The sequence below is a fragment of the Metabacillus sp. FJAT-52054 genome, assembly GCF_037201815.1.
Lineage (GTDB): Bacteria > Bacillota > Bacilli > Bacillales > Bacillaceae > Metabacillus_B > Metabacillus_B sediminis.
In genome coordinates, this window is record NZ_CP147407.1 from 807,838 (window position 1) to 826,847 (window position 19,010).

The 19,010-nt window shown below is 44.3% G+C and carries 21 protein-coding genes; 16 read left to right on the top strand and 5 right to left on the bottom strand.

The window, feature by feature from the left end; genetic code table 11:
• The first annotated feature begins 15 nt into the window (after positions 1 to 15).
• The gene (recX, locus tag WCV65_RS04350; protein WP_338780381.1) at positions 16 to 834 is read left to right on the top strand and encodes a recombination regulator RecX; all 819 of its coding nucleotides are present in this window, start codon (positions 16 to 18) and stop codon (positions 832 to 834) included.
• Between the two features lie 59 nt (positions 835 to 893).
• Complete coding sequence (locus tag WCV65_RS04355) at positions 894 to 1,211, top strand: YfhH family protein (RefSeq protein ID WP_035405953.1); 318 nt, start codon at positions 894 to 896, stop codon at positions 1,209 to 1,211.
• Between the two features lie 145 nt (positions 1,212 to 1,356).
• Here the strand turns inward: WCV65_RS04355 and sspK are convergent, their stop codons facing one another.
• Positions 1,357 to 1,548, bottom strand: a complete 192-nt coding sequence (sspK, locus tag WCV65_RS04360) for a small, acid-soluble spore protein K (RefSeq protein ID WP_338780383.1) — start codon at positions 1,546 to 1,548, stop codon at positions 1,357 to 1,359.
• A gap of 93 nt (positions 1,549 to 1,641) precedes the next feature.
• On the opposite strand from sspK, the gene WCV65_RS04365 reads away from it, so the two are divergent.
• On the top strand, positions 1,642 to 1,911 hold the full coding sequence (locus WCV65_RS04365; RefSeq protein WP_035405955.1) for a YfhJ family protein: 270 nt from the start codon (positions 1,642 to 1,644) through the stop codon (positions 1,909 to 1,911).
• 33 nt (positions 1,912 to 1,944) lie between these two features.
• Here the strand turns inward: WCV65_RS04365 and WCV65_RS04370 are convergent, their stop codons facing one another.
• Positions 1,945 to 2,925, bottom strand: a complete 981-nt coding sequence (locus WCV65_RS04370) for a metal-dependent hydrolase (protein ID WP_035405957.1) — start codon at positions 2,923 to 2,925, stop codon at positions 1,945 to 1,947.
• 139 nt (positions 2,926 to 3,064) lie between these two features.
• Here WCV65_RS04370 and mutY point away from each other — a divergent pair, with 139 nt between their 5' ends.
• The gene (mutY, locus tag WCV65_RS04375; protein ID WP_035405959.1) at positions 3,065 to 4,153 is read left to right on the top strand and encodes an A/G-specific adenine glycosylase; all 1,089 of its coding nucleotides are present in this window, start codon (positions 3,065 to 3,067) and stop codon (positions 4,151 to 4,153) included.
• 472 nt (positions 4,154 to 4,625) lie between these two features.
• On the opposite strand, the gene WCV65_RS04380 is transcribed toward mutY, so the two are convergent.
• On the bottom strand, positions 4,626 to 4,850 hold the full coding sequence (locus WCV65_RS04380) for a hypothetical protein (RefSeq protein WP_338780388.1): 225 nt from the start codon (positions 4,848 to 4,850) through the stop codon (positions 4,626 to 4,628).
• Between the two features lie 90 nt (positions 4,851 to 4,940).
• Here WCV65_RS04380 and fabL point away from each other — a divergent pair, with 90 nt between their 5' ends.
• The 5 genes from fabL to WCV65_RS04405 all read left to right on the top strand — a co-directional run bounded on the left by fabL (position 4,941) and on the right by WCV65_RS04405 (position 9,046).
• A complete protein-coding gene (gene fabL / locus WCV65_RS04385; protein WP_338780390.1) occupies positions 4,941 to 5,690 on the top strand; it encodes an enoyl-[acyl-carrier-protein] reductase FabL in 750 nt (249 codons plus the stop codon).
• Between the two features lie 76 nt (positions 5,691 to 5,766).
• Positions 5,767 to 5,958, top strand: coding sequence for a gamma-type small acid-soluble spore protein (locus WCV65_RS04390; protein ID WP_035405965.1), 192 nt, complete (start codon positions 5,767 to 5,769; stop codon positions 5,956 to 5,958).
• Positions 5,959 to 6,221: 263 nt separating this feature from the next.
• Complete coding sequence (locus tag WCV65_RS04395; protein WP_035405967.1) at positions 6,222 to 6,476, top strand: YgaB family protein; 255 nt, start codon at positions 6,222 to 6,224, stop codon at positions 6,474 to 6,476.
• Positions 6,477 to 6,653: 177 nt separating this feature from the next.
• Positions 6,654 to 7,184, top strand: coding sequence for a DUF402 domain-containing protein (locus WCV65_RS04400; protein WP_035405969.1), 531 nt, complete (start codon positions 6,654 to 6,656; stop codon positions 7,182 to 7,184).
• 116 nt (positions 7,185 to 7,300) lie between these two features.
• Complete coding sequence (locus WCV65_RS04405; protein ID WP_338780394.1) at positions 7,301 to 9,046, top strand: ABC transporter ATP-binding protein; 1,746 nt, start codon at positions 7,301 to 7,303, stop codon at positions 9,044 to 9,046.
• A 533-nt stretch (positions 9,047 to 9,579) separates the two neighbouring features.
• Here the strand turns inward: WCV65_RS04405 and WCV65_RS04410 are convergent.
• Entirely contained in the window at positions 9,580 to 9,918 is a 339-nt protein-coding gene (locus tag WCV65_RS04410; protein WP_338780396.1) for a hypothetical protein, read from the bottom strand.
• Between the two features lie 186 nt (positions 9,919 to 10,104).
• Between WCV65_RS04410 and WCV65_RS04415 the strand changes: the two genes are divergently transcribed.
• The 6 genes from WCV65_RS04415 (at position 10,105) to WCV65_RS04440 (ending at position 16,157) form a co-directional block, all read left to right on the top strand.
• Positions 10,105 to 11,043: an ABC transporter ATP-binding protein gene (locus tag WCV65_RS04415; protein ID WP_338782155.1), complete on the top strand. Its 939-nt coding sequence runs from the start codon at positions 10,105 to 10,107 to the stop codon at positions 11,041 to 11,043.
• The gene (locus WCV65_RS04420; RefSeq protein WP_338780398.1) at positions 11,018 to 11,986 is read left to right on the top strand and encodes a dipeptide ABC transporter ATP-binding protein; all 969 of its coding nucleotides are present in this window, start codon (positions 11,018 to 11,020) and stop codon (positions 11,984 to 11,986) included. The genes WCV65_RS04415 and WCV65_RS04420 overlap by 26 nt, the downstream gene beginning before the upstream one ends.
• Before the next feature lie 48 nt (positions 11,987 to 12,034).
• Positions 12,035 to 13,648, top strand: coding sequence for an ABC transporter substrate-binding protein (locus tag WCV65_RS04425; RefSeq protein ID WP_338780399.1), 1,614 nt, complete (start codon positions 12,035 to 12,037; stop codon positions 13,646 to 13,648).
• Between the two features lie 58 nt (positions 13,649 to 13,706).
• Entirely contained in the window at positions 13,707 to 14,708 is a 1,002-nt protein-coding gene (locus WCV65_RS04430) for an ABC transporter permease (protein WP_035405983.1), read from the top strand.
• A 13-nt stretch (positions 14,709 to 14,721) separates the two neighbouring features.
• The gene (nikC, locus tag WCV65_RS04435) at positions 14,722 to 15,612 is read left to right on the top strand and encodes a nickel transporter permease (protein WP_051860611.1); all 891 of its coding nucleotides are present in this window, start codon (positions 14,722 to 14,724) and stop codon (positions 15,610 to 15,612) included.
• Between the two features lie 140 nt (positions 15,613 to 15,752).
• The gene (locus WCV65_RS04440) at positions 15,753 to 16,157 is read left to right on the top strand and encodes a cytidine deaminase (protein WP_035405987.1); all 405 of its coding nucleotides are present in this window, start codon (positions 15,753 to 15,755) and stop codon (positions 16,155 to 16,157) included.
• A 222-nt stretch (positions 16,158 to 16,379) separates the two neighbouring features.
• Here WCV65_RS04440 and WCV65_RS04445 read toward each other — a convergent pair whose 3' ends face one another.
• A complete protein-coding gene (locus tag WCV65_RS04445) occupies positions 16,380 to 17,456 on the bottom strand; it encodes an aromatic acid exporter family protein (RefSeq protein WP_035405989.1) in 1,077 nt (358 codons plus the stop codon).
• 382 nt (positions 17,457 to 17,838) lie between these two features.
• On the opposite strand from WCV65_RS04445, the gene WCV65_RS04450 reads away from it, so the two are divergent.
• Positions 17,839 to 18,660, top strand: a complete 822-nt coding sequence (locus WCV65_RS04450) for a hypothetical protein (protein ID WP_035405991.1) — start codon at positions 17,839 to 17,841, stop codon at positions 18,658 to 18,660.
• Positions 18,661 to 19,010 lie beyond the last annotated feature (350 nt).

The following is a 19,010-nucleotide window of genomic DNA, read 5'->3' on the forward strand; positions in this document are numbered from 1 at the left end:
AGAGAGGTGTTGAGAATGGCTTTTATAACGAAAATTACGTCCCAGCAAAAAAACGCTGAGCGGTATAACATCTATTTGGATTATGGAAAAGGCGAAGAGTTTGGTTTCGGTGTGGACGAGCACACTCTGCTTAAACACGGCCTCGCAAAAGGCAAGGAACTTTCCGAATTGGACATTGCTGAAATCTGCACGGGTGATCATGTCAGAAAAGCGTACAATTCCGCTCTGGACTTTCTCAGTTATAGAATGCGCTCAACAATGGAAATCAAGCAGCAGCTGGAGAAAAAAGAATTCCAGCCTGAGACCATTCAAGAGGTGCTCCATCAGCTTGATGAATCCGGCTTACTTAATGATCAGCAATTTGCTGATGCATTTACGAGAACGCAATGGCAATCTTCAGGCAAGGGTCCGGCTGTCATAAGGCAGGAGCTGATTCAAAAGGGGATTGCGCCGCTTGATATTGAACAGGCTTTATCTTTATATTCGCATGAAGAGCAGCGCGATGCTGCAATGGTGCATGCTGAAAAATTCATGAAAAAGAATCACGCTATATCAGCCTTTCAAATTCAAAAGAAGCTTGAACAGCTTCTTATTCGCAAAGGCTTCAGTTTCAACCTAATCTCTGAAGTCGTGCAGTCGCTCCAATTCGGCGGCAATCAGGACGATGAAAAGGAAGCGCTTGCCAAGCAGGCAAATAAAGTGATGTACAAGTATAACAAAGGCAATGATTATGAATACAGGCAAAAAATGAAGCAATACTTGTATCGGAAAGGTTTTCAGATCGAACTCATTGATGAGTTTCTGGAAAACCCCGAAGAATTTATACAGGGTTAATATTCTCTTCAAACCTGCCCGATTCCTTTTTGGGCTGCACATTAGGGGGAACGATGGACATGCAAACACAACGATACAGTGAAATGACCCAATTTGAACTGAATACTGAAATTGGAGCGTTAAAGGAGAAGGCAAGAAAGGCTGAGCAAATGGGGATGGTCAACGAATTTGCAGTGCTCGACCGGAAAATTTCAATGGCAAAATCCTATCTGCTGAATCCTGCTGATTATAAAGCTGGGGATGAATATGAAATCGAGGGGGCTCCTGGAGAGATGTTCAAGATTGTCTACATGAACGGAATCTTTGCATGGGGCCATCGTCTTGAAACCCCGGATAAAGAAGAAGCTCTGCCCATTTCGGTGCTCCTTAAACCATAAAGACCGGCCGCAATAGCGCGGCCAGTCCTTTTTCAGCGCTCCGCCTCTCACTTTGAGTGAACGTACTTCAGATTATAGAAGCTGCGAATACGCTTTGTTCATGAATCAAAGGAATGGCGAAGATTGCCCGGCAAGAGGATCTAGATTAGTTGTAATCTTCTCTCTGGCCAGAAGCTCTCATACGCTCCTGGGGATGATCGTTGATCGAACCGTCAGCGCGTTTGGACGCATACGCGCCTTTCGCACGCGCTTCGCCCTCGGATCTTTCTGCAATGGGGAAATCCTTTGCTTTGTTCCGCAATCGAACCGCCTCCAGTGATGAGTTGTTTCGCTTCATTGATCTTGAAGCGTACTACTATTATGAGCATAAGACTTTGTATTATAATTAGTACATACAGGCAGAATTGCCTTCAAAAAGGAGGTGCTCAAAATGGAAAGCTACTATGAGCGTCTTACTGACTTGCTGCTGTTAAAAAATGATTCGCTTGCATATGCCCAGGCAAGAACATGGGTTGAACTCCTCTGGGAGGATTTCGAAGCTACCTATGCAAAAGCCGGTGCAACATATAAAGGCAAAGAAATGACGGAAGCCATCGTAAGAAATTGGATTGAACAATATGGTCCAAGGCTTCATGAATTTGTCGCTTCAAACCCGAAATACAAGCATCTTTTGAACAATGATGACTATCTGCAGCATTAAAAAGAGGCGGATTCCTTATAGGAACCGCCTCTTTTAATCGGGAATGATGTGAAGTTTTTTTCTAAGCTTTTCTTCGCTGAAGATCCATCCTGTATAGGAACTGACTATTTTCAGACTGCTGTCAAGCTGGACAATCGCAACAAACGGATAGTATCCTTTACTGCGGTAGCGAAGATCGATAAAGCGCACTTCATAGTGATCAGAGAATTCTTCCACTTCCCAGCGGTATACAGGCGAGAAGGATAAGAAGGCTGAAATGTTATGATCCTCTTCAGCTGCTTTAATCATCTCCGTCTGCGGAACAGGGACGCGGTCGAACTCATCGAGCACAGTTAATACGCCTTTAACATGACGCGCCACGTAAAAATGGGATTCCGTCGTAACAGCAAGATGCCAGCTCCTGAATCTTAATGTCGGAGAAATGATGATTCCGGTAACATTGTTGAACCGTTCTTTAATTTCATGTACGATTTTTTTGTTCATTATATATCTCACTACATAATAACCCGCCAGGACAGCGAACATAATCGCAAAAGTATAGCCCTGCGGTGCTCCAAAGACCCAAATTGCAATGGCAAGAGCATGAATGGAGAAAATGATCGGATCAAACGTGTTGATTAATCCGAGCGCGATCCATTTGTGCGAAAAGGGCCTTAGAGCCTGTGTTCCATAAGCATTAAAGATATCCACAAACACGTGCAGTGCGACAGCAATGAATGTCCAAATCCCTAAATGCAGCAAATCTACACCGGGAAAAAGAAAATAAATCAAGGCTGTAATTAGAACAGACCATATTAAAACAGCAGGCATGGAATGTGTAATGCCTCGATGGTTTCGAATATAGACAGCATTATTTCGAAGTTTTAGAATAGTATCCAGGTCCGGAGCCTGCGATCCAAGTAGAACAGCAGCCATAACGGCATGTGATGCTGCAGGGTCACTGCCAATTACGGGATCAAGTGTTGCCGCTCCTCCAAGTGCAATCCCCATTACCACATGGGTGGCAGTATCCATAAAATCCCTCCCAGCTGATAAACGATTTTCAAGAAAATCTCTCCGACACAATAACCGGGAACATGGATCTCGTTTTTCTAATCATGATACTGCTATGTTTCCCATTTTAATATGAATCTTAACATCTGGAGGCTCCAACATGAAAAACTTGCTATCAGAATTGGAAATAAAGGACTTCCAGCAGGACCTGATCGGCTGGTTCCAAAAAGAACAGCGCATTCTCCCATGGCGTGAAAACTCAGACCCCTACCGAGTCTGGGTATCTGAAGTTATGCTCCAGCAAACAAGAGTAGACACGGTCATCCCTTATTTTTTAAACTTCATGGAAAAATTCCCTGATCCAGCCGCCCTGGCAAATGCAGATGAGGAGCAAGTCATGAAAGCCTGGGAAGGGCTTGGCTACTACTCGAGAGTGCGCAACCTGCAAGCAGCGGTTAGGGAAGTACATGAATCCTACGATGGGATCGTGCCTGCTGATCCGGATAAATTCGGAGAACTCAAAGGGGTCGGCCCATATACGAAGGGCGCTGTAATGAGCATCGCCTACAATATCCCTGAGCCGGCTGTTGACGGCAACGTAATGCGCGTTATGTCCAGAATCCTGCTGATAGAAGAAGACATCGCCAAACCGAAAACAAGAAAGCTCTTTGACACAGCTATCAGAGAAGTGATTGCAAAAGACAATCCATCCGATTTTAATCAGGCACTCATGGAACTCGGTGCACTCATCTGCACACCTTCATCGCCTTCCTGCCTCCTTTGCCCTGTTAGAGATCATTGTCAGGCATTTGAAGAAGGAAGACAAAAAGACCTTCCAATAAAAAGCAAAAAGAAAAAGCAGAAGTCCCTGCTGCTTGCAGCTGCCGTATTGACTGACAGCGAGGGTAACTTCTGGATTCACAAACGTCCGTCAGAAGGCTTGCTCGCCAATCTATGGGAATTCCCAAACTGCGAAACTGTGTCGGAAACGATGACCCAAAAAGCAGAGCTTGAATTGTTTTTGCATAAAGAATACGGAGCGCTAATGGAATTAGAGACGATTGAAGGAATCATCCAGCACGTGTTCAGTCACCTGATCTGGAACATCACCCTTTTTGCAGGGAAAGTGGAACGGATAGAGAACGGAGCAGGACTGGTGAAAGTAACAGAAGAAGAGATGAAGGCATATGCTTTTCCAGTGTCCCACCAGAAAATTTATCAGTTGTATTTGGATGGGCAAAAGAAGTGATTGGGGGCCCGGCTTTTGCCGGGTTCTTTGGGTTGCTGGGATGTTAGCAAAGGCATCCACCGAGCGGGAATGCCAGGGAAGAATGCCAGGGAAAATTGATTTGAGAGGGAAGGTCAGTTAACAATGCCAGGGAAACTGGATTTGAACGGTGAATGCCAGGCAAGAATGGCAGGGAAACTTGATTTGAACGGGAATGCTAGGCAAGAATGCCAGGGAAACTGGGTTTGAACGGTGAATGCCAGGCAAGAATGCCAGGGAAACTTGATTTGAACGGGAATGCCAGGCAAGAATGCCAGGGAAACTGGGTTTGAACGGTGAATGCCAGGCAAGAATGCCTGGCAAACTTAATTTGAACGGGAATGCCCGGCAAGAATGCCAGGGAAACTAAATTTGAGCGGGAATACCAGGCAAGAATGCCAGGCAAGAATGCCTGGCAAACAGGATTTGATCGGAAATCCCAGGCAAACTCAATTCAATCGTAACTCACCCTCGTCCCATGCGTATAATCCGCTTCATTCCTTTTCATTCCGCCGCGCTCTTCGATTTCTTTCATTATTTCTTTTTGAATGATTAGTCCTTCAGAATTCATATAAGGAAGTACTTGCTGGAGAGCGTGGTGAAAATAGGCGAGTTCTTCATTTTTCCAATCCCGTTTTGAGATCATTGTGAGTTCTGACATATCGCGTCCAATGTACATGATTTAGTGCCTCCTTGCCGATTATGGCGTATTGACCTTATTGTTTGATACAATAAACGTATCTATTCGAAAGAAAAGAGGATTAGAAAAATGACACAAAATCGAGTCGCGCTTGTAACAGGAAGCAGCAGAGGAATTGGAAAGGCGATTGCTTTAAGCTTGGCGAAGCAGGGCTATGACATCGTGATTAATTATGCGAGAAGCAAGCAGGCTGCTCTGGAAACAGCGGAAGAGATTGAAAAGCTGGGTGTGAAAACCCTTGTAGTTAAAGCAAATGTAGGTAAAGTAGATAAAATTAAGGATCTTTTTGAACAAATTGATTTAGCGTTTGGACGACTGGATGTTTTCATCAATAACGCCGCATCCGGTGTTTTGAGACCATTAATGGAGCTTGAAGAAAATCATTGGGATTGGACAATGGATATTAATAGCAAAGCTTTGCTGTTTTGCGCTCAGGAAGCAGCAAAACGGATGGATGAATCAGGTGGTAAAATAGTGAGCATCAGTTCACTTGGGTCCATCCGTGTGCTTGAAAATTATACAACTGTCGGAGTATCGAAGGCTGCACTGGAGGCGCTGACACGATATTTAGCGGTCGAATTGGCTTCTAAAAAAATCGTGGTGAATGCGGTTTCCGGCGGTGCCGTTGACACAGAAGCGCTGAAGCATTTTCCAAACAGACAAGAGCTGCTGGATGATGCCATTTCCAAAACACCAGCAGGACGTATGGTGGAAATTGAGGATATTGTTAACGCTGTTGATTTTCTTGTCTCCGATCAATCCTGGATGATCAGGGGTCAAACGCTCATCGTGGATGGCGGACGTTCTTTGCTCGTTTAAGATGAAAAAAATTAAAAAATAAATCGCATATTCCTCACCTTCACAGGACATGATATTTTTTGTGGAGGTGATTACAATGGCAAACAACAACCAAAACCAACAACAAGCTGGTAAAACAACTTCTGGAACTAGCGTTCAACATGTTAAGCAACAGAACCAACAAGCTGCTCAAGGACAATACGGTACTGAGTATGCTTCTGAGACTGATGCTCAGCACGTGAAAAAGTACAACCAGCAAGCTGAAGCAAACAAATCTCAAAACAGCTAATTCACACCACTAAATGCAGAAATGCATGAGAGGTCGCCGCAAGAATTGTGCTTATCTCCAATCTCTGTACAAGGATCGCTTAATCGTGAGCGGGTCCGGCTGCAGAAGGAGATAGAGGACGGCTTGCATAATGGCGGCCTCTTTTCATTTTTTCTGCCTCCGACAAAACATGCCATTCTTCCGCATAATCTTTTAAAGGAGCTTGGTCATTACAGACCGAATATATAGATGAACGTAAGGTTAAGCGGGAAAGGGGCTCATACATGGGCAAATTTGATGTGCTTGTTGAGGAGCAGCTTAGGACGATGGATAAGCTGCTTGAACTGCAGAATGAAGTGGAGCGATGCCAGCGGATAGAAAGAGAACTTGAAAAGCTTCAGAATGAGGATAAGCTTAGGGTGGTTCAGAATGAGATTCAGGTGATGAAGATGGAGCTGCACTCCATCCAGCAGACATTTGAAAAGCAGACGGAAGAAGTGATCCAGTCTTATAAAAATCACCCGGTGTGGGAGCGATAAGAGCTTTGAAGGTCATGCATCTGCGATGGAGAGAAACCCTCTATTTCTGCGGCGATGGCCTTTTGTTTTCTTTTTCAATCTAGTAACTGTATAATAAGAGCAAATATGAATTCTGGCTTCTGGATATGATATGATCGGAAATTCTTGTGGAAGCTGCTTCAAAGGATGGCGAAAAAGATGGGCTTACCGGCGGAAGGAGAAACTATACAAATACATAGCTATAAACACAACGGCAAGCTGCATCGAATCTGGGAAGAGACAATGATTCTGAAAGGGACGGACAGCCTGATTATCGGAGGCAATGACCGGACAACCGTTGTTGAGTCAGATGGAAGGACTTGGATTACCAGAGAACCCGCTATCTGCTATTTTCACGCAAAGTATTGGTTTAATATTATAGGCATGATCCGCGAAGACGGTGTCTATTATTACTGTAATATCAGCTCCCCTTTTGTATGGGACGATGAGGCACTGAAATATATTGATTATGATTTGGACGTAAAGGTTTTCCCGGACAAGTCATATATTTTACTCGATGAGGATGAATATGAAACCCATAAGAAAGAAATGAACTATCCGGGTGTAATTGATCTCATTTTAAGAAAAAATGTGGATAGGCTGATTAATTGGATTCATGAAGGAGAGGGACCCTTTTCTTCGGAATTTATTGATACATGGTACGAACAGTATTTAAAATTCTCAAAATGAAGAGGCCTGTTGGAGCGGATCAGCAGGCTTTTTGTTTGTTTTGTAAAATCCATGCGGTCACCGCAGGATAGAGGCAGCGCATCTGTTGTCGTTTTAGACATCATGGGGGTTAAAGTATGGGTTCAATTAGGCGTTATATGGAATTTGTTAAACCTTATAAATGGCAAATTACCGGAACGATTGCAATCGGAATTGTGAAATTTGCAATTCCACTTCTTATACCGCTTTTGATTAAATATGTGGTGGATGATATTGTTGGCGGTCCTGGCACGGCTGATGAAAAGACGCAGCATCTATTTACGATTTTGGGTGCTATGTTTGCCGTGTTTGTTGTCATGAGGCCGCCGGTTGAGTATTATCGGCAATACTTGGCACAGCTTGCATCAAACAAGATTCTTTATGATATTCGGGATCACCTGTTTACTCATCTTCAAAAGCTTAGTCTACGGTATTACGCAAATACCCGAGGCGGAGAGATTATTTCGCGGGTAATAAATGATGTCGAGCAGACGAAAAATTTTGTTATGACGGGGTTGATGAATGTCTGGCTGGATATTGTCACCATTTTGATTGCTATCGCCATCATGATGACAATGGACGTACCTCTTACGCTCATTTCCATCGTTCTTTTCCCTCTATACGGTATCTCGGTAAAGTATTTCTATGGAAAACTTCGCACCCTGACGAAGGTACGGTCACAGGCGCTTGCAGAAGTACAGGGCCATTTGCACGAACGTGTTCAGGGGATGCCGGTGATCCGAAGCTTTGCGATTGAGGATTATGAGCAGCGTCAGTTTGCGTCTGAAAACCAGAATTTCCTTCAGAAAGCGATCGACCATACGAGCTGGAATGCGAAAACCTTTGCCGTCGTTAATACAATAACGGATGCTGCTCCGCTCATTGTTATCGCTTATGCAGGGTATCAGGTTATCCATGGAAATTTAACGGTAGGAACGATGGTCGCGTTTATTGCTTATATTGAGCGTTTGTATGGTCCGTTGAGACGTCTGATTAATTCCTCTACACTGATTACTCAGGCATTTGCTTCAATGGACCGTGTATTCGAGTTTATGGATGAACCGTATGACATTGTTGACAAGCCGGATGCAGTCAAAGCGGATCGTGTGAATGGACAGCTCAAATTCGAGAATGTCACGTTTCAATATGAAGACGATGATGCGAAGGTTCTCGACGATGTAACACTTGAGGCGAATAAAGGAGAAACCATTGCTCTCGTAGGAATGAGCGGAGGCGGAAAATCAACGCTCGTCAGCCTTATTCCAAGGTTTTACGATGTTACCGGCGGCAGGATCACCCTTGACGGGATCGACATTCGGGACTATGAAGCAACCAGTCTTCGCCATCAAATAGGGATGGTGCTGCAGGATACATTCTTATTTTCGCACTCTGTAAAAGAAAACATCCTTGTAGGGAAACCGGATGCGACGGATGAAGAAGTAATTGAGGCCGCAAAAGCCGCAAATGCACATGACTTTATCATAAAGCTTCCAAACGGCTATGATACAAAGGTCGGAGAGCGAGGGGTCAAGCTTTCCGGGGGACAAAAGCAAAGAGTGTCAATTGCCCGGGTGTTCCTGAAAAACCCTCCAATCCTTGTAATGGACGAAGCAACCAGCGCCCTCGATCTTGAAAGTGAACATCTCATTCAGGAAGCGCTCGAAAAGCTATCCAAGGATCGAACCACCTTTATAGTCGCCCACCGTCTTTCAACCATTACCCATGCAGGCCAGATTATCCTCATGGATCATGGGGAAATCGCGGAAAAAGGAACACACAAGGAACTGATGGCGAAAAAAGGTCTGTACCACAACCTGTTTCAGATTCAGCAATTAAACTTGTAGAAGCCCTCCAGCTGGAGGGCTTTTTGTCATAATAAAAAGCCTGTCTTCATAACAATGTAGTACCTTCTGGCTAATTTAAATGAAAAATTTTTACAGCAAAAAAAATTATATTGATTCGTTGGGAATTGCCTATGAATAAGCCATTTCTATAATAAAAATACAATAGAATAAAAAATGTTATTTTTTCTGAATATTTACACTAGTGTAAAAGTTTGATATATTATTGAAATATAAAACTTCTTAGTTTCCGCTCTACTCAAAATCATCTTGGTCCTCCCGCATAATCTACATAATTTAAGTAAAATCTTACCGCAAATTGGCTCAAATAAGAGCCCCAACCAGAATGAAAGACACCCGTGCAACAGTGAATATTTTCTGAAAGAAAAATTGAAGGATCAGTCATTAAGTTTGGCTGAGAACCCCGGAAAACGACTGAAAAGAAACGTACTCAGCCGGAAAGAGAATCGTAACGGCTGGAAAGAAAATCGTAACGGCTGGAAAGTGCATAGTATCGGCTGGAAAAAGAAATTCGGCTAGAAAACTGGGCCAATCGGCAGGAAAAGCACGGTAAGCAGCCGGAAAAAGGACCGAACCGGCTGGAAAGCGCTCATTATCGGCCGGAAAACGAAGTTTGGCTGGAAAGCCCGTCCAATCGGCAGGAAAAGCACGGTAAGCAGTCGGAAAAAGGACCGAACCGGCAGGAAAAGCGCCGCATCCGGCCGGAAAACGAAGTTTGGCTGGAAAACTGGGCCAATCGGCAGGAAAAGCACGGTAAGCAGCCGGAAAAAGGACCGAACCGGCTGGAAAGCGCCCATTATCGGCCGAAAAACGAAGTTTGGCTGGAAAGCCCGGCCAATCGGCTCGAAAAGCATCGCATCTCCGGTGCACCTATTATAGGTCGAATCGAAATCCCAGGCGAACTGCTCAAACAGCGATCCGCCTGTCCAGCAAAAAAATAAAAAAATAGAGTGTACCGCATAAAGGGGGCAAGACCTTTGGAAAATGAGACGGTTTTAAAAGTCAGGAATCTTTCCGTCGGCTTCAAAAGAGATGCTTCTGTGACGGATGTGGTGAAGTCTGTTGATTTGACCTTGAAGAAGGGTGAAATCCTCGGGATTGTCGGCGAGTCAGGCTGCGGAAAAAGTGTGACGTCCATGGCGCTGATGGGTCTTTTGCCGAATACTTCTCTGGTTAGAGGCGAGATTCTTTATAAGGATAAGGATCTTCTTAAACAAAGTGAAGTTAGTTTAAGAAAGATCAGAGGCAATGAAATCGCGATGATTTTTCAGGAGCCGATGACGTCGCTGAACCCGCTTCTCAAAATCGGGGAACAGCTGACGGAAGCATGCCGGGTTCATACAAAGTGTTCAAAAAAGGAAGCGAGGGAGCAGGTGGTTAAAATGCTTGGGCTTGTCGGTATGCCGAGGCCTGAATCCCTTCTCGGGGAATATCCGCATCAGCTGTCTGGCGGGATGCGCCAGCGTGTCATGATTGCGATGGCGATGATCTGCAATCCGGGTGTATTGATTGCGGACGAGCCGACAACAGCGCTTGATGTAACCATTCAGTCTCAGATCCTGGCGCTTATGAAGGATTTGAATAAGAAGCTGAATACATCGATTTTGCTTATTACCCATGATCTTGGTGTAGTTGCTCAGGTGTGCGACAGGGTCGCTGTGATGTATGCAGGGCAAATTGCTGAGGAGGGGGATGTTGAATCCATTTTTTCTTCTCCAAAGCACCCGTATACGAGGGGGCTGCTGCAGTCCGTTCCCGATATCCGTACAAAGAAAGAAAAGCTTTTTTCCATAAAAGGCCAGGTTCCGAAGCCAGGCAGTATCCAGAGAGGATGCGCGTATGCCAACCGGTGTGAATTCGTTCAGCCGCTGTGCCAGGAGGAGGGGCCGGATTTGACTGTAAGCGGCGGCCAGAAGGTTCGATGCTGGCTGTATAAAGAGGAGGGTGCCCTGATTGAGTCAGCCATTGCTAGAGATTGAAGACTTAAGAAAAGTATATACAAGCCACAAGGGGCTCCTTGGCAGGAATAAAACAGAGGTCACGGCTGTGGATGGAATCAGGCTTCAGCTGAATGCCGGGGAAACGCTTGGAATTGTCGGGGAGTCGGGGTGCGGGAAATCTACCCTCGGCCGCCTGATTGCAAGACTTACGGATGCGACATCCGGTTCGGTCCGGTTTAATGGAGAATCACTATTTGACCTGAACAAAAAGGATATGAAAACAGTCCGGCGCGAGATGCAAATGGTGTTTCAGGATCCGTATGCTTCCTTGAATCCGAGGCAGCAGGTCCAATCCATATTGGAGGAGCCGCTCATTGTTCACAAAATGGGATCTAAGAAAGAACGGACAGAGAGGGTTGCGGACATCATGCGAATCGCGGGCTTTGATCCGGATCTTGGCAAAAGATATCCCCATCAGTTCAGTGGCGGCCAGAGACAGCGGATCGGGATTGCAAGGGCGCTGATGACGAATCCAAAGCTCATTATTGCCGATGAACCTGTATCCGCATTGGATGTTTCCATTCAGGCACAGATTCTGAATCTGCTGAAGGAGCTGCAGGGAACTTTTTCTCTGACTTATCTATTTATCTCTCATGATCTGGGGGTTGTCAGGCATATTAGTGACCGCGTAGCCGTTATGTATCTTGGCAGATTGGCAGAGCTGTCTGACAGTGAATCTCTTTATCGGAATCCTCTTCATCCGTATACGGAGGCATTGCTGTCAAGTGTTCCGATTGCTGAGCCTTCCGGGAGAAAAGAGCCGATTGTCATCAAAGGGGACATGCCAAATCCGGCTGATCCGCCTAAAGGATGCGCCTTCCATACGAGGTGCCCGAAGGTAAAGGATATTTGCAAGGAAGTGAAGCCGGAGCTTTATTCGGTGGAGGATGGTCGTTTCGTTGCCTGCCATTTATATGGCTGAGCATCGTGAATGATAGATGATGGTGATAAATTAGGGGGGAAACAGACAATGAGAAAAAAGTGGTCCATGCTTGGCTTGATTTTTGTCCTCATTCTTTCACTTGCTTTATCCGCGTGCAGCAACAAATCAGCGGGAGGGAAAGACGGAGATGAAAAGGCGGGAGAGAAATCGAACGCGAAGGATACGCTTATTTATGGAAGGGGCGGAGATTCTACTTCTCTTGACCCGATAACCACAACTGAGGGCGAGGCATTTAAAGTTACGGAAAATATTTATGAAAGTCTTTTAAGCTATGGAGATGAGGACACAACGGTTCAGCCTGGTTTAGCCGAGAAATGGGAAGCGTCAGATGACGGTCTCACTTACACGTTCCATCTTCGCGAGGGAGTCAAATTCCATGACGGAACAGACTTCAATGCTGAAGCAGTAGTGATAAACTTCGATCGCTGGATGAACGGAGATGCGGAAAAATTCCCGTATTACACGATGTTCGGAGGCTTTAAAAAGGATGAAGGCCATGTCATTAAAGAAATTAAAGCCGCCGATGAGAAAACGGTTGTTTTCACACTGAAGCGTCCGCAGGCACCATTCCTTAAAAATATTGCGATGTCACCGTTTGGAATTGCAAGTCCGGCCGCTATTGAAAAATACGGCGACGACTTGAGAGCAAATCCAGTAGGAACAGGACCTTTCAAATTTGTGGAATGGAAAGCAAATGACCGCATCGTATTAGAGAAAAATGAGGACTACTGGATGAAAGGGTATCCGAAGCTGAAACAGGTAATCTTTAAAACGATTCCTGAAAATTCAGCACGCCTTAACGCCCTTCAAACAGGAGAAATCGATTTGATGGACGGTTTGAATCCATCTGACCTTTCTAAGGTAGAGGGTGATAAAAATCTTCAGCTGTTCAAGCGTCCTTCTATGAACGTTGGATATGTTGGATTAACCGTAACAAGAAAGCCGCTTGATAACAAGCTTGTCAGACAGGCGCTTAACCATGCTGTTGATAAGAAAGCCATCATCGACTCCTTCTACGGAGGATTTGCAGAGCCGGCTAAAAACCCGATGCCTCCTTCCCTTGAAGGCTATGATGATTCTGTTGAAGAATATCCGTACGATCTTGAAAAAGCAAAAGCTCTTCTAAAAGAAGCCGGTTTCCCGGATGGATTTGAAATGGAGCTATGGGCTATGCCAGTTGCGCGTCCTTACATGCCTGAAGGAATGAAGGTCGCGGAAGTTCTGCAGGCAAGCTTTGAAAAAATTGGTGTTAAAGCGAAAATTGTAACCTATGAGTGGGCAACGTATCTGGAAAAAGCGAGCAAGGGAGAAGCGGATTCCTTCCTTCTTGGCTGGACCGGTGACAATGGAGATCCCGACAACTTTATCTATACGCTTTTGGATAAAGACAGCATTGGCGGAAACAATTACACCTACTTCAGCAACCCTGAAATGCATGACATTCTGATTGAAGCTCAAACGGTAACGGATCAAGCGAAACGGAATGAGCTGTATAAAAAAGCGCAGGCCATTGTGCATGATGAAGCACCTTGGATTCCGCTCGTTCACTCCACTCCGATGATGGCGGGAATGTCTGACATTGCAAACTTTATTCCGCATCCAACCGGAACGGATCTGTTCACGAAAGTCGAATTTAAGTAAGAAGGAAAAGGGAGGGGTCCAGGCTCCTCCCTTTTAAAATTTGAAAGGAGATGCGGCGATGCTATCTTATACGATCAGACGCATTGGTATGCTTGTGCCGGTTCTGCTCGGCATGACAATCGTTGTATTTGCAATCATCCGTGCCATTCCGGGCGACCCTGCCCAGGTCATCCTAGGTCAGAGGGCTACGCCGGAAGCGATCCAGCAGCTGACCGCCAAGCTCGGACTGGACCAGCCTATTTATGTACAATATGGTTCTTATTTAATGGATCTCATCACTGGAAATCTCGGTGAATCCATTCGGACTGGCGAGCAGATCAGCAAGGAAATGATTCCGTATCTTGCTGCCACCGCCGAGCTGACGATTTTTGCCATGGCCATCGCAATTATTGTAGGGGTTAACGCCGGAATTATCAGTGCATGGTTCCAGCGCTCATGGTTTGATTACGGCGCGATGATTATCGCACTCATTGGAATTTCGATGCCGATTTTCTGGCTTGGCCTGATGGGACAGTGGTTCTTTTCCATCCAACTGGACTGGCTGCCAACGACTGGCCGCGAAGAAATCCGGAATCCTGTTGACGCTGTGACCAACCTATACTTAATTGATACGCTTATTAATGGGCGGTTTGATCAATTTGGAGAGGTATTCAAGCATCTTATTCTCCCAGGAACTGCACTTGCCACAATACCAATGGCGATTATCGCGCGAATTACCCGTTCAAGTATGATTGAAGTATTGAACGCTGATTACATAAGGACTGCAAGGGCGAAGGGGCTTAGGATGAGCTGGGTCGTATACCGCCATGCTTTGAAAAATGCCGTCATCCCAATTTTGACAGTCATCGGTCTTCAGACGGGCTTGCTTTTGGGAGGCGCGATTCTTACGGAAACGATTTTCGGCTGGCCTGGACTTGGACGTTATATCGTGGAAGCCATCAGCTACCGTGATTATCCAGTCATTCAGTCCGGAATCTTAATGATTGCTCTTCTTTTTGTCCTTGTCAATCTTATTGTAGATCTGCTTTATGCGGCCATTGATCCGCGCATAAAATATTAAGGGGGGAACGACTATGGGAGAACCGCAGCTGCCGCAATCCATCCAATATGCTGAAGAAAAACCACTAACCCCTTTTCAGGAAGGGCTCCGCTCCTTTATGAAAAATAAAATAGCAGTAGCGGGAACAGCTATTGTCCTATTCTTTATCATTGTTGCCATTTTATCGCCGCTAATTGCCCCCTTTGGAATTAACGAGCAGGACTTAACAAAACGTCTGCTGCCGCCATCATCCGAGCACTGGCTTGGAACAGATGACTTTGGCCGGGATATTTTTTCAAGAGTTGTTCACGGGGCAAAAATTTCATTGTTTGTCGGCTTCTTTTCTGTACTGGGATCGGTTATTATTGGCTGTTTGCTCGGGATAATCGCCGGCTATTACGGTAAATGGGCAGACACCATAATTTCACGTTTTTTTGATATCATGCTTGCTTTTCCAAGTATCCTGCTTGCCATTGCCATCATTTCTATTCTGGGGCCATCCCTTCAAAATGCGTTAATTGCGATTGCTGTCATTAACATTCCGAACTTTGGACGGCTGCTGAGGGCAAAGGTGCTCAGTGTGAAGCAGGAGGATTATATTATGGCCGCGAAGTCGATTGGCATGAAGGATGCCCGAATTCTCTTCAAGCATGTGCTGCCGAACAGCTTTTCTCCGATTATCGTTCAGGCAAGCCTTGCCATCGCAACAGCGATCATTGAAGCTGCTGCCCTTGGATTCCTTGGACTCGGCGCACAGGCACCAAGTCCGGAGTGGGGGAAAATGCTTTCGGATTCAAAGCAGTACCTGATTCAGGCACCGTGGACAATGATCTTTCCCGGACTTGCCATCATGCTGACAGTTTTAGGCTTCAACCTAATGGGGGATGGGCTTAGAGATGCGCTTGATCCTAAATCAAAGCATTGAAAAGGTTAAAATAAGCTCCTTAAAACACCTTCGAAATGGTTGCATTGCTGCCGTTTTGAAGGTGTTTTTATGTTTTTATCGTAATTTGGGGTTATATGTTAAAGTATTATTTGAGAGTAAAAGTGAAAGGGTAGAAGAAAATGAATATTGAACGACAATTATATCAATCAGCTATAGATTTAATAGAAAAAAGATATCCTACCGGGTGGGGCGGAGCTGCAGCGATGTATACAGAAAACGGTCAAATTTTAACAAGTGTTGCCCCAGAAGTGATCAATGCATCAACTGAATTATGTATGGAAACAGGTGCAATTCTTGAAGCCCATAAACTGAATACAAAGGTAACACATACTATTTGCGTTGTAAGAGAGGATGAAAAATCGGAATTTACTGTTTTAACTCCTTGTGGCGTATGCCAAGAACGGCTTTTTTACTGGGGAGAAAATGTACAAGCTGCTGTAACAAACACAAATGGTATATTGGAGTACAAAACTTTAAAGGAGATACAGCCGTATCATTGGCATAAAGCCTATGAAAACAATTGAACTATTAAATTAGCACGGCTTTTGATATAAGCTGTGTTAAAGCCTGATGTTCTAACACCTGTTGATTGAAGCGAGGTCTGTAGCGGAAATCAACAGCCAAATTTCACAGTGCCTTTTAAAAAATAGTTTTAACACGAAGAAAAAACGCCTGGAAAAATCTCCAGGCGTTTTTTAGGTGCTTAATTTACAGGCTATTTCAAATGCTTAATATTTTGGCCATCCCTATTCTTTCGTCTCGCTTATTTCAATTTCATTTTCTTCCTTATGATAGCTCTGGAAGCTGTTGATCAATGTATCAAGATGCTCCAGCTGTTCACTGTAATCCAAGATGTTCGCTACGAGCGGAAGCATGTGATAGAAGCAGGCAGGGTCATGGCATTGATTTTGATATTTCATGAACTCCTCTACCAGTTCCCGTTTATTGAAAAACCCTTCTTGTATTAACTCATTCGGTGTTTCCGTTTTGATTTTGCCGATAAATTTCAAAAGAATGCGTTCATGGTAGCTAAGCAGGTAATCCAATTCTGTTGTGATGATCTGCTGCAGCTCAGGTGTTGTCAGGTGAAGCTCGTTTTCAAGGCGGTGCAGCTTTTTCAGTGTATCCAGCGCCTTGTTCGTTGTCAGAAGCATCTGTCTGAAAAGAACGAGCTTCCTTGATTTTGTCAGCGTGTTGCGGCGCAAATAGTTTCGCTCTTCCTTGTAAAGAAGATAAAGCTGATCGAGCTGCATCATGTTTTCTTTTAGACGCTCAATGTCCTCTTTCAGGACACTATGTTCAGAAGCCTGGCGGATATTGATCCGGATCCACTTCAGAATTTCCTCTGTACTGTCAGAAATTCGGTAGTAAAGCTTCGTCTCATATTTTGGAGGCAGGAATAGCAGGTTCACAATAAATGCAGAGAAAACCCCAAGCATGACGGTTCCAAAACGGAGCAGGGCGAACTGGATGAAATTTTCCCCGGGTGTCTCCATGATGGCGATGACTGTTACAATCGCAACGGGAATGGTATTTTGAATCTTGAGCTTCAGGTTAATGGAAATGACGATGACGGCAGTCAAACCGACGACGAATGGATGGGGGCCAAATATAAGTCCAAACATTATAGCAAAAGCGGCTCCAATAAAATTCGCTTGCACTTGTTCAATTACGGATAAATAAGAACGGTAAATCGTTGGCTGAATGGCAAAAATCGCTGCGATCCCCGCGAAAACCGGAGATGGCAGGTTCAACAGAGAGGCAATCCATAATGCAATGGTAATCGCAATCCCTGTCTTTAAAATTCTGGCACCGAGTTTCATATAAGTTAAGGTTACATTCCTTTCAAAGGGTTTAAGTAAACAACTACGTAATATACAACGTTTAAAAGGATTATTCAAGATACTATTTCCCATTTTCGGATAAATCATAACGCGCTCCAGCAAAAGAGGAAAAACACCCCCACTATTTATAAGGATGGAAGCCTTTACACTAATGAAATAGAATTTAACCATTTTTAGTGAATTTGTCTGTTCTTTTATCTAGCAACAATGGTAAATTAAAACAGGATTAATTTTAATACAGTTGCTTTGCCTCTGTTTTAAACAGATAGTTGTATGGGCAATCCGCATTTAGGCGGGGAAGATGGAGAAGCAGAAATGAGCAATCATCACGAATGAAAAATAAACAAGAGGAGTCACTGCCATGAATTATGTTATTTGTGCAACATGCGGAGTGCAATACGGAAAGATACAAAGTCCATCCCAATGTATAATTTGTTCAGAAGAAAGACAATATGTCAGTCCTTCAGGCCAGACATGGACGACCCTTGAAGAAATGCAAAAATCAGGTACTTATAAAAATGAGATCCTTGCAGAAGAACAGGGACTGTACAGTGTAACGACCAAACCGGGATTTGGAATTGGCCAGACGGCCTATTTGGTTCAAGAGAAGGGGTTTAATGTCCTTTGGGATTGCATCACCTATCTGGACCAGCAAACCATCCAGCATATTAATGAAATGGGAGGACTGCAGGCGATTGCTCTTTCCCATCCCCATTATTATTCGACTCAAGTGGAATGGGCAGAAACCTTCAATGCTCCCATTTATATTCATGAGGATGACAAAGAATGGGTAACGAGAAGCAGTGATAAAATCATCTTCTGGTCTGGAGAGTCCTTAGAACTCCACCAAGGCATCGTTCTGCACCGGCTGGGAGGACACTTTAAGGGCGGAGCAGTGCTCCAATGGATAAATGGAAACAGCGATAATGGAGTGTTGCTTACGGGGGATGTGATCCAGGTCGTCGCTGACCGGAAATGGGTGAGCTTCATGTACAGCTATCCGAATCTGATTCCGCTGCCGCCTGGCAAGGTTGAAGAGATAGCTGAAAAAGTAAGACCATTAAAATTTAACCGGCTTTACAATGCTTTTCATCGTGTTGTACTGGATGATGCCAATCATTCCGTTCAAAAATCAGCAGAAAGATATGTCCAAGCAATTAATGGTACGTTATTTGATACATAAAGAAAAAGGCAACGGGTTCTGTTTTGAAGTGCAAACTTCCTAATAAACAAAAATAATGGTAGAGTTATTTGTAGCGAAAACAACAATTATATTTGCATAAAAATGGTCAGTGGCTGATGTGCCTCTGACCATTTATTTATGACGATTATTCAATTAAAGCCCCTGATTTTTTAATAGTGGTTAAAAATGCTTTTTATTAAGCGGAACATCATTCTTGGAATAAAAGTTAAGATGTTCCATAGCAATTCAAATAATAATTCACTTCTAATTTCCCTGAATGTATCACTAATAGATCTCCTATTTCCGTTTTTGCTTCTTTTCATACTTTCTCCTACTTCTATGTCACTTTC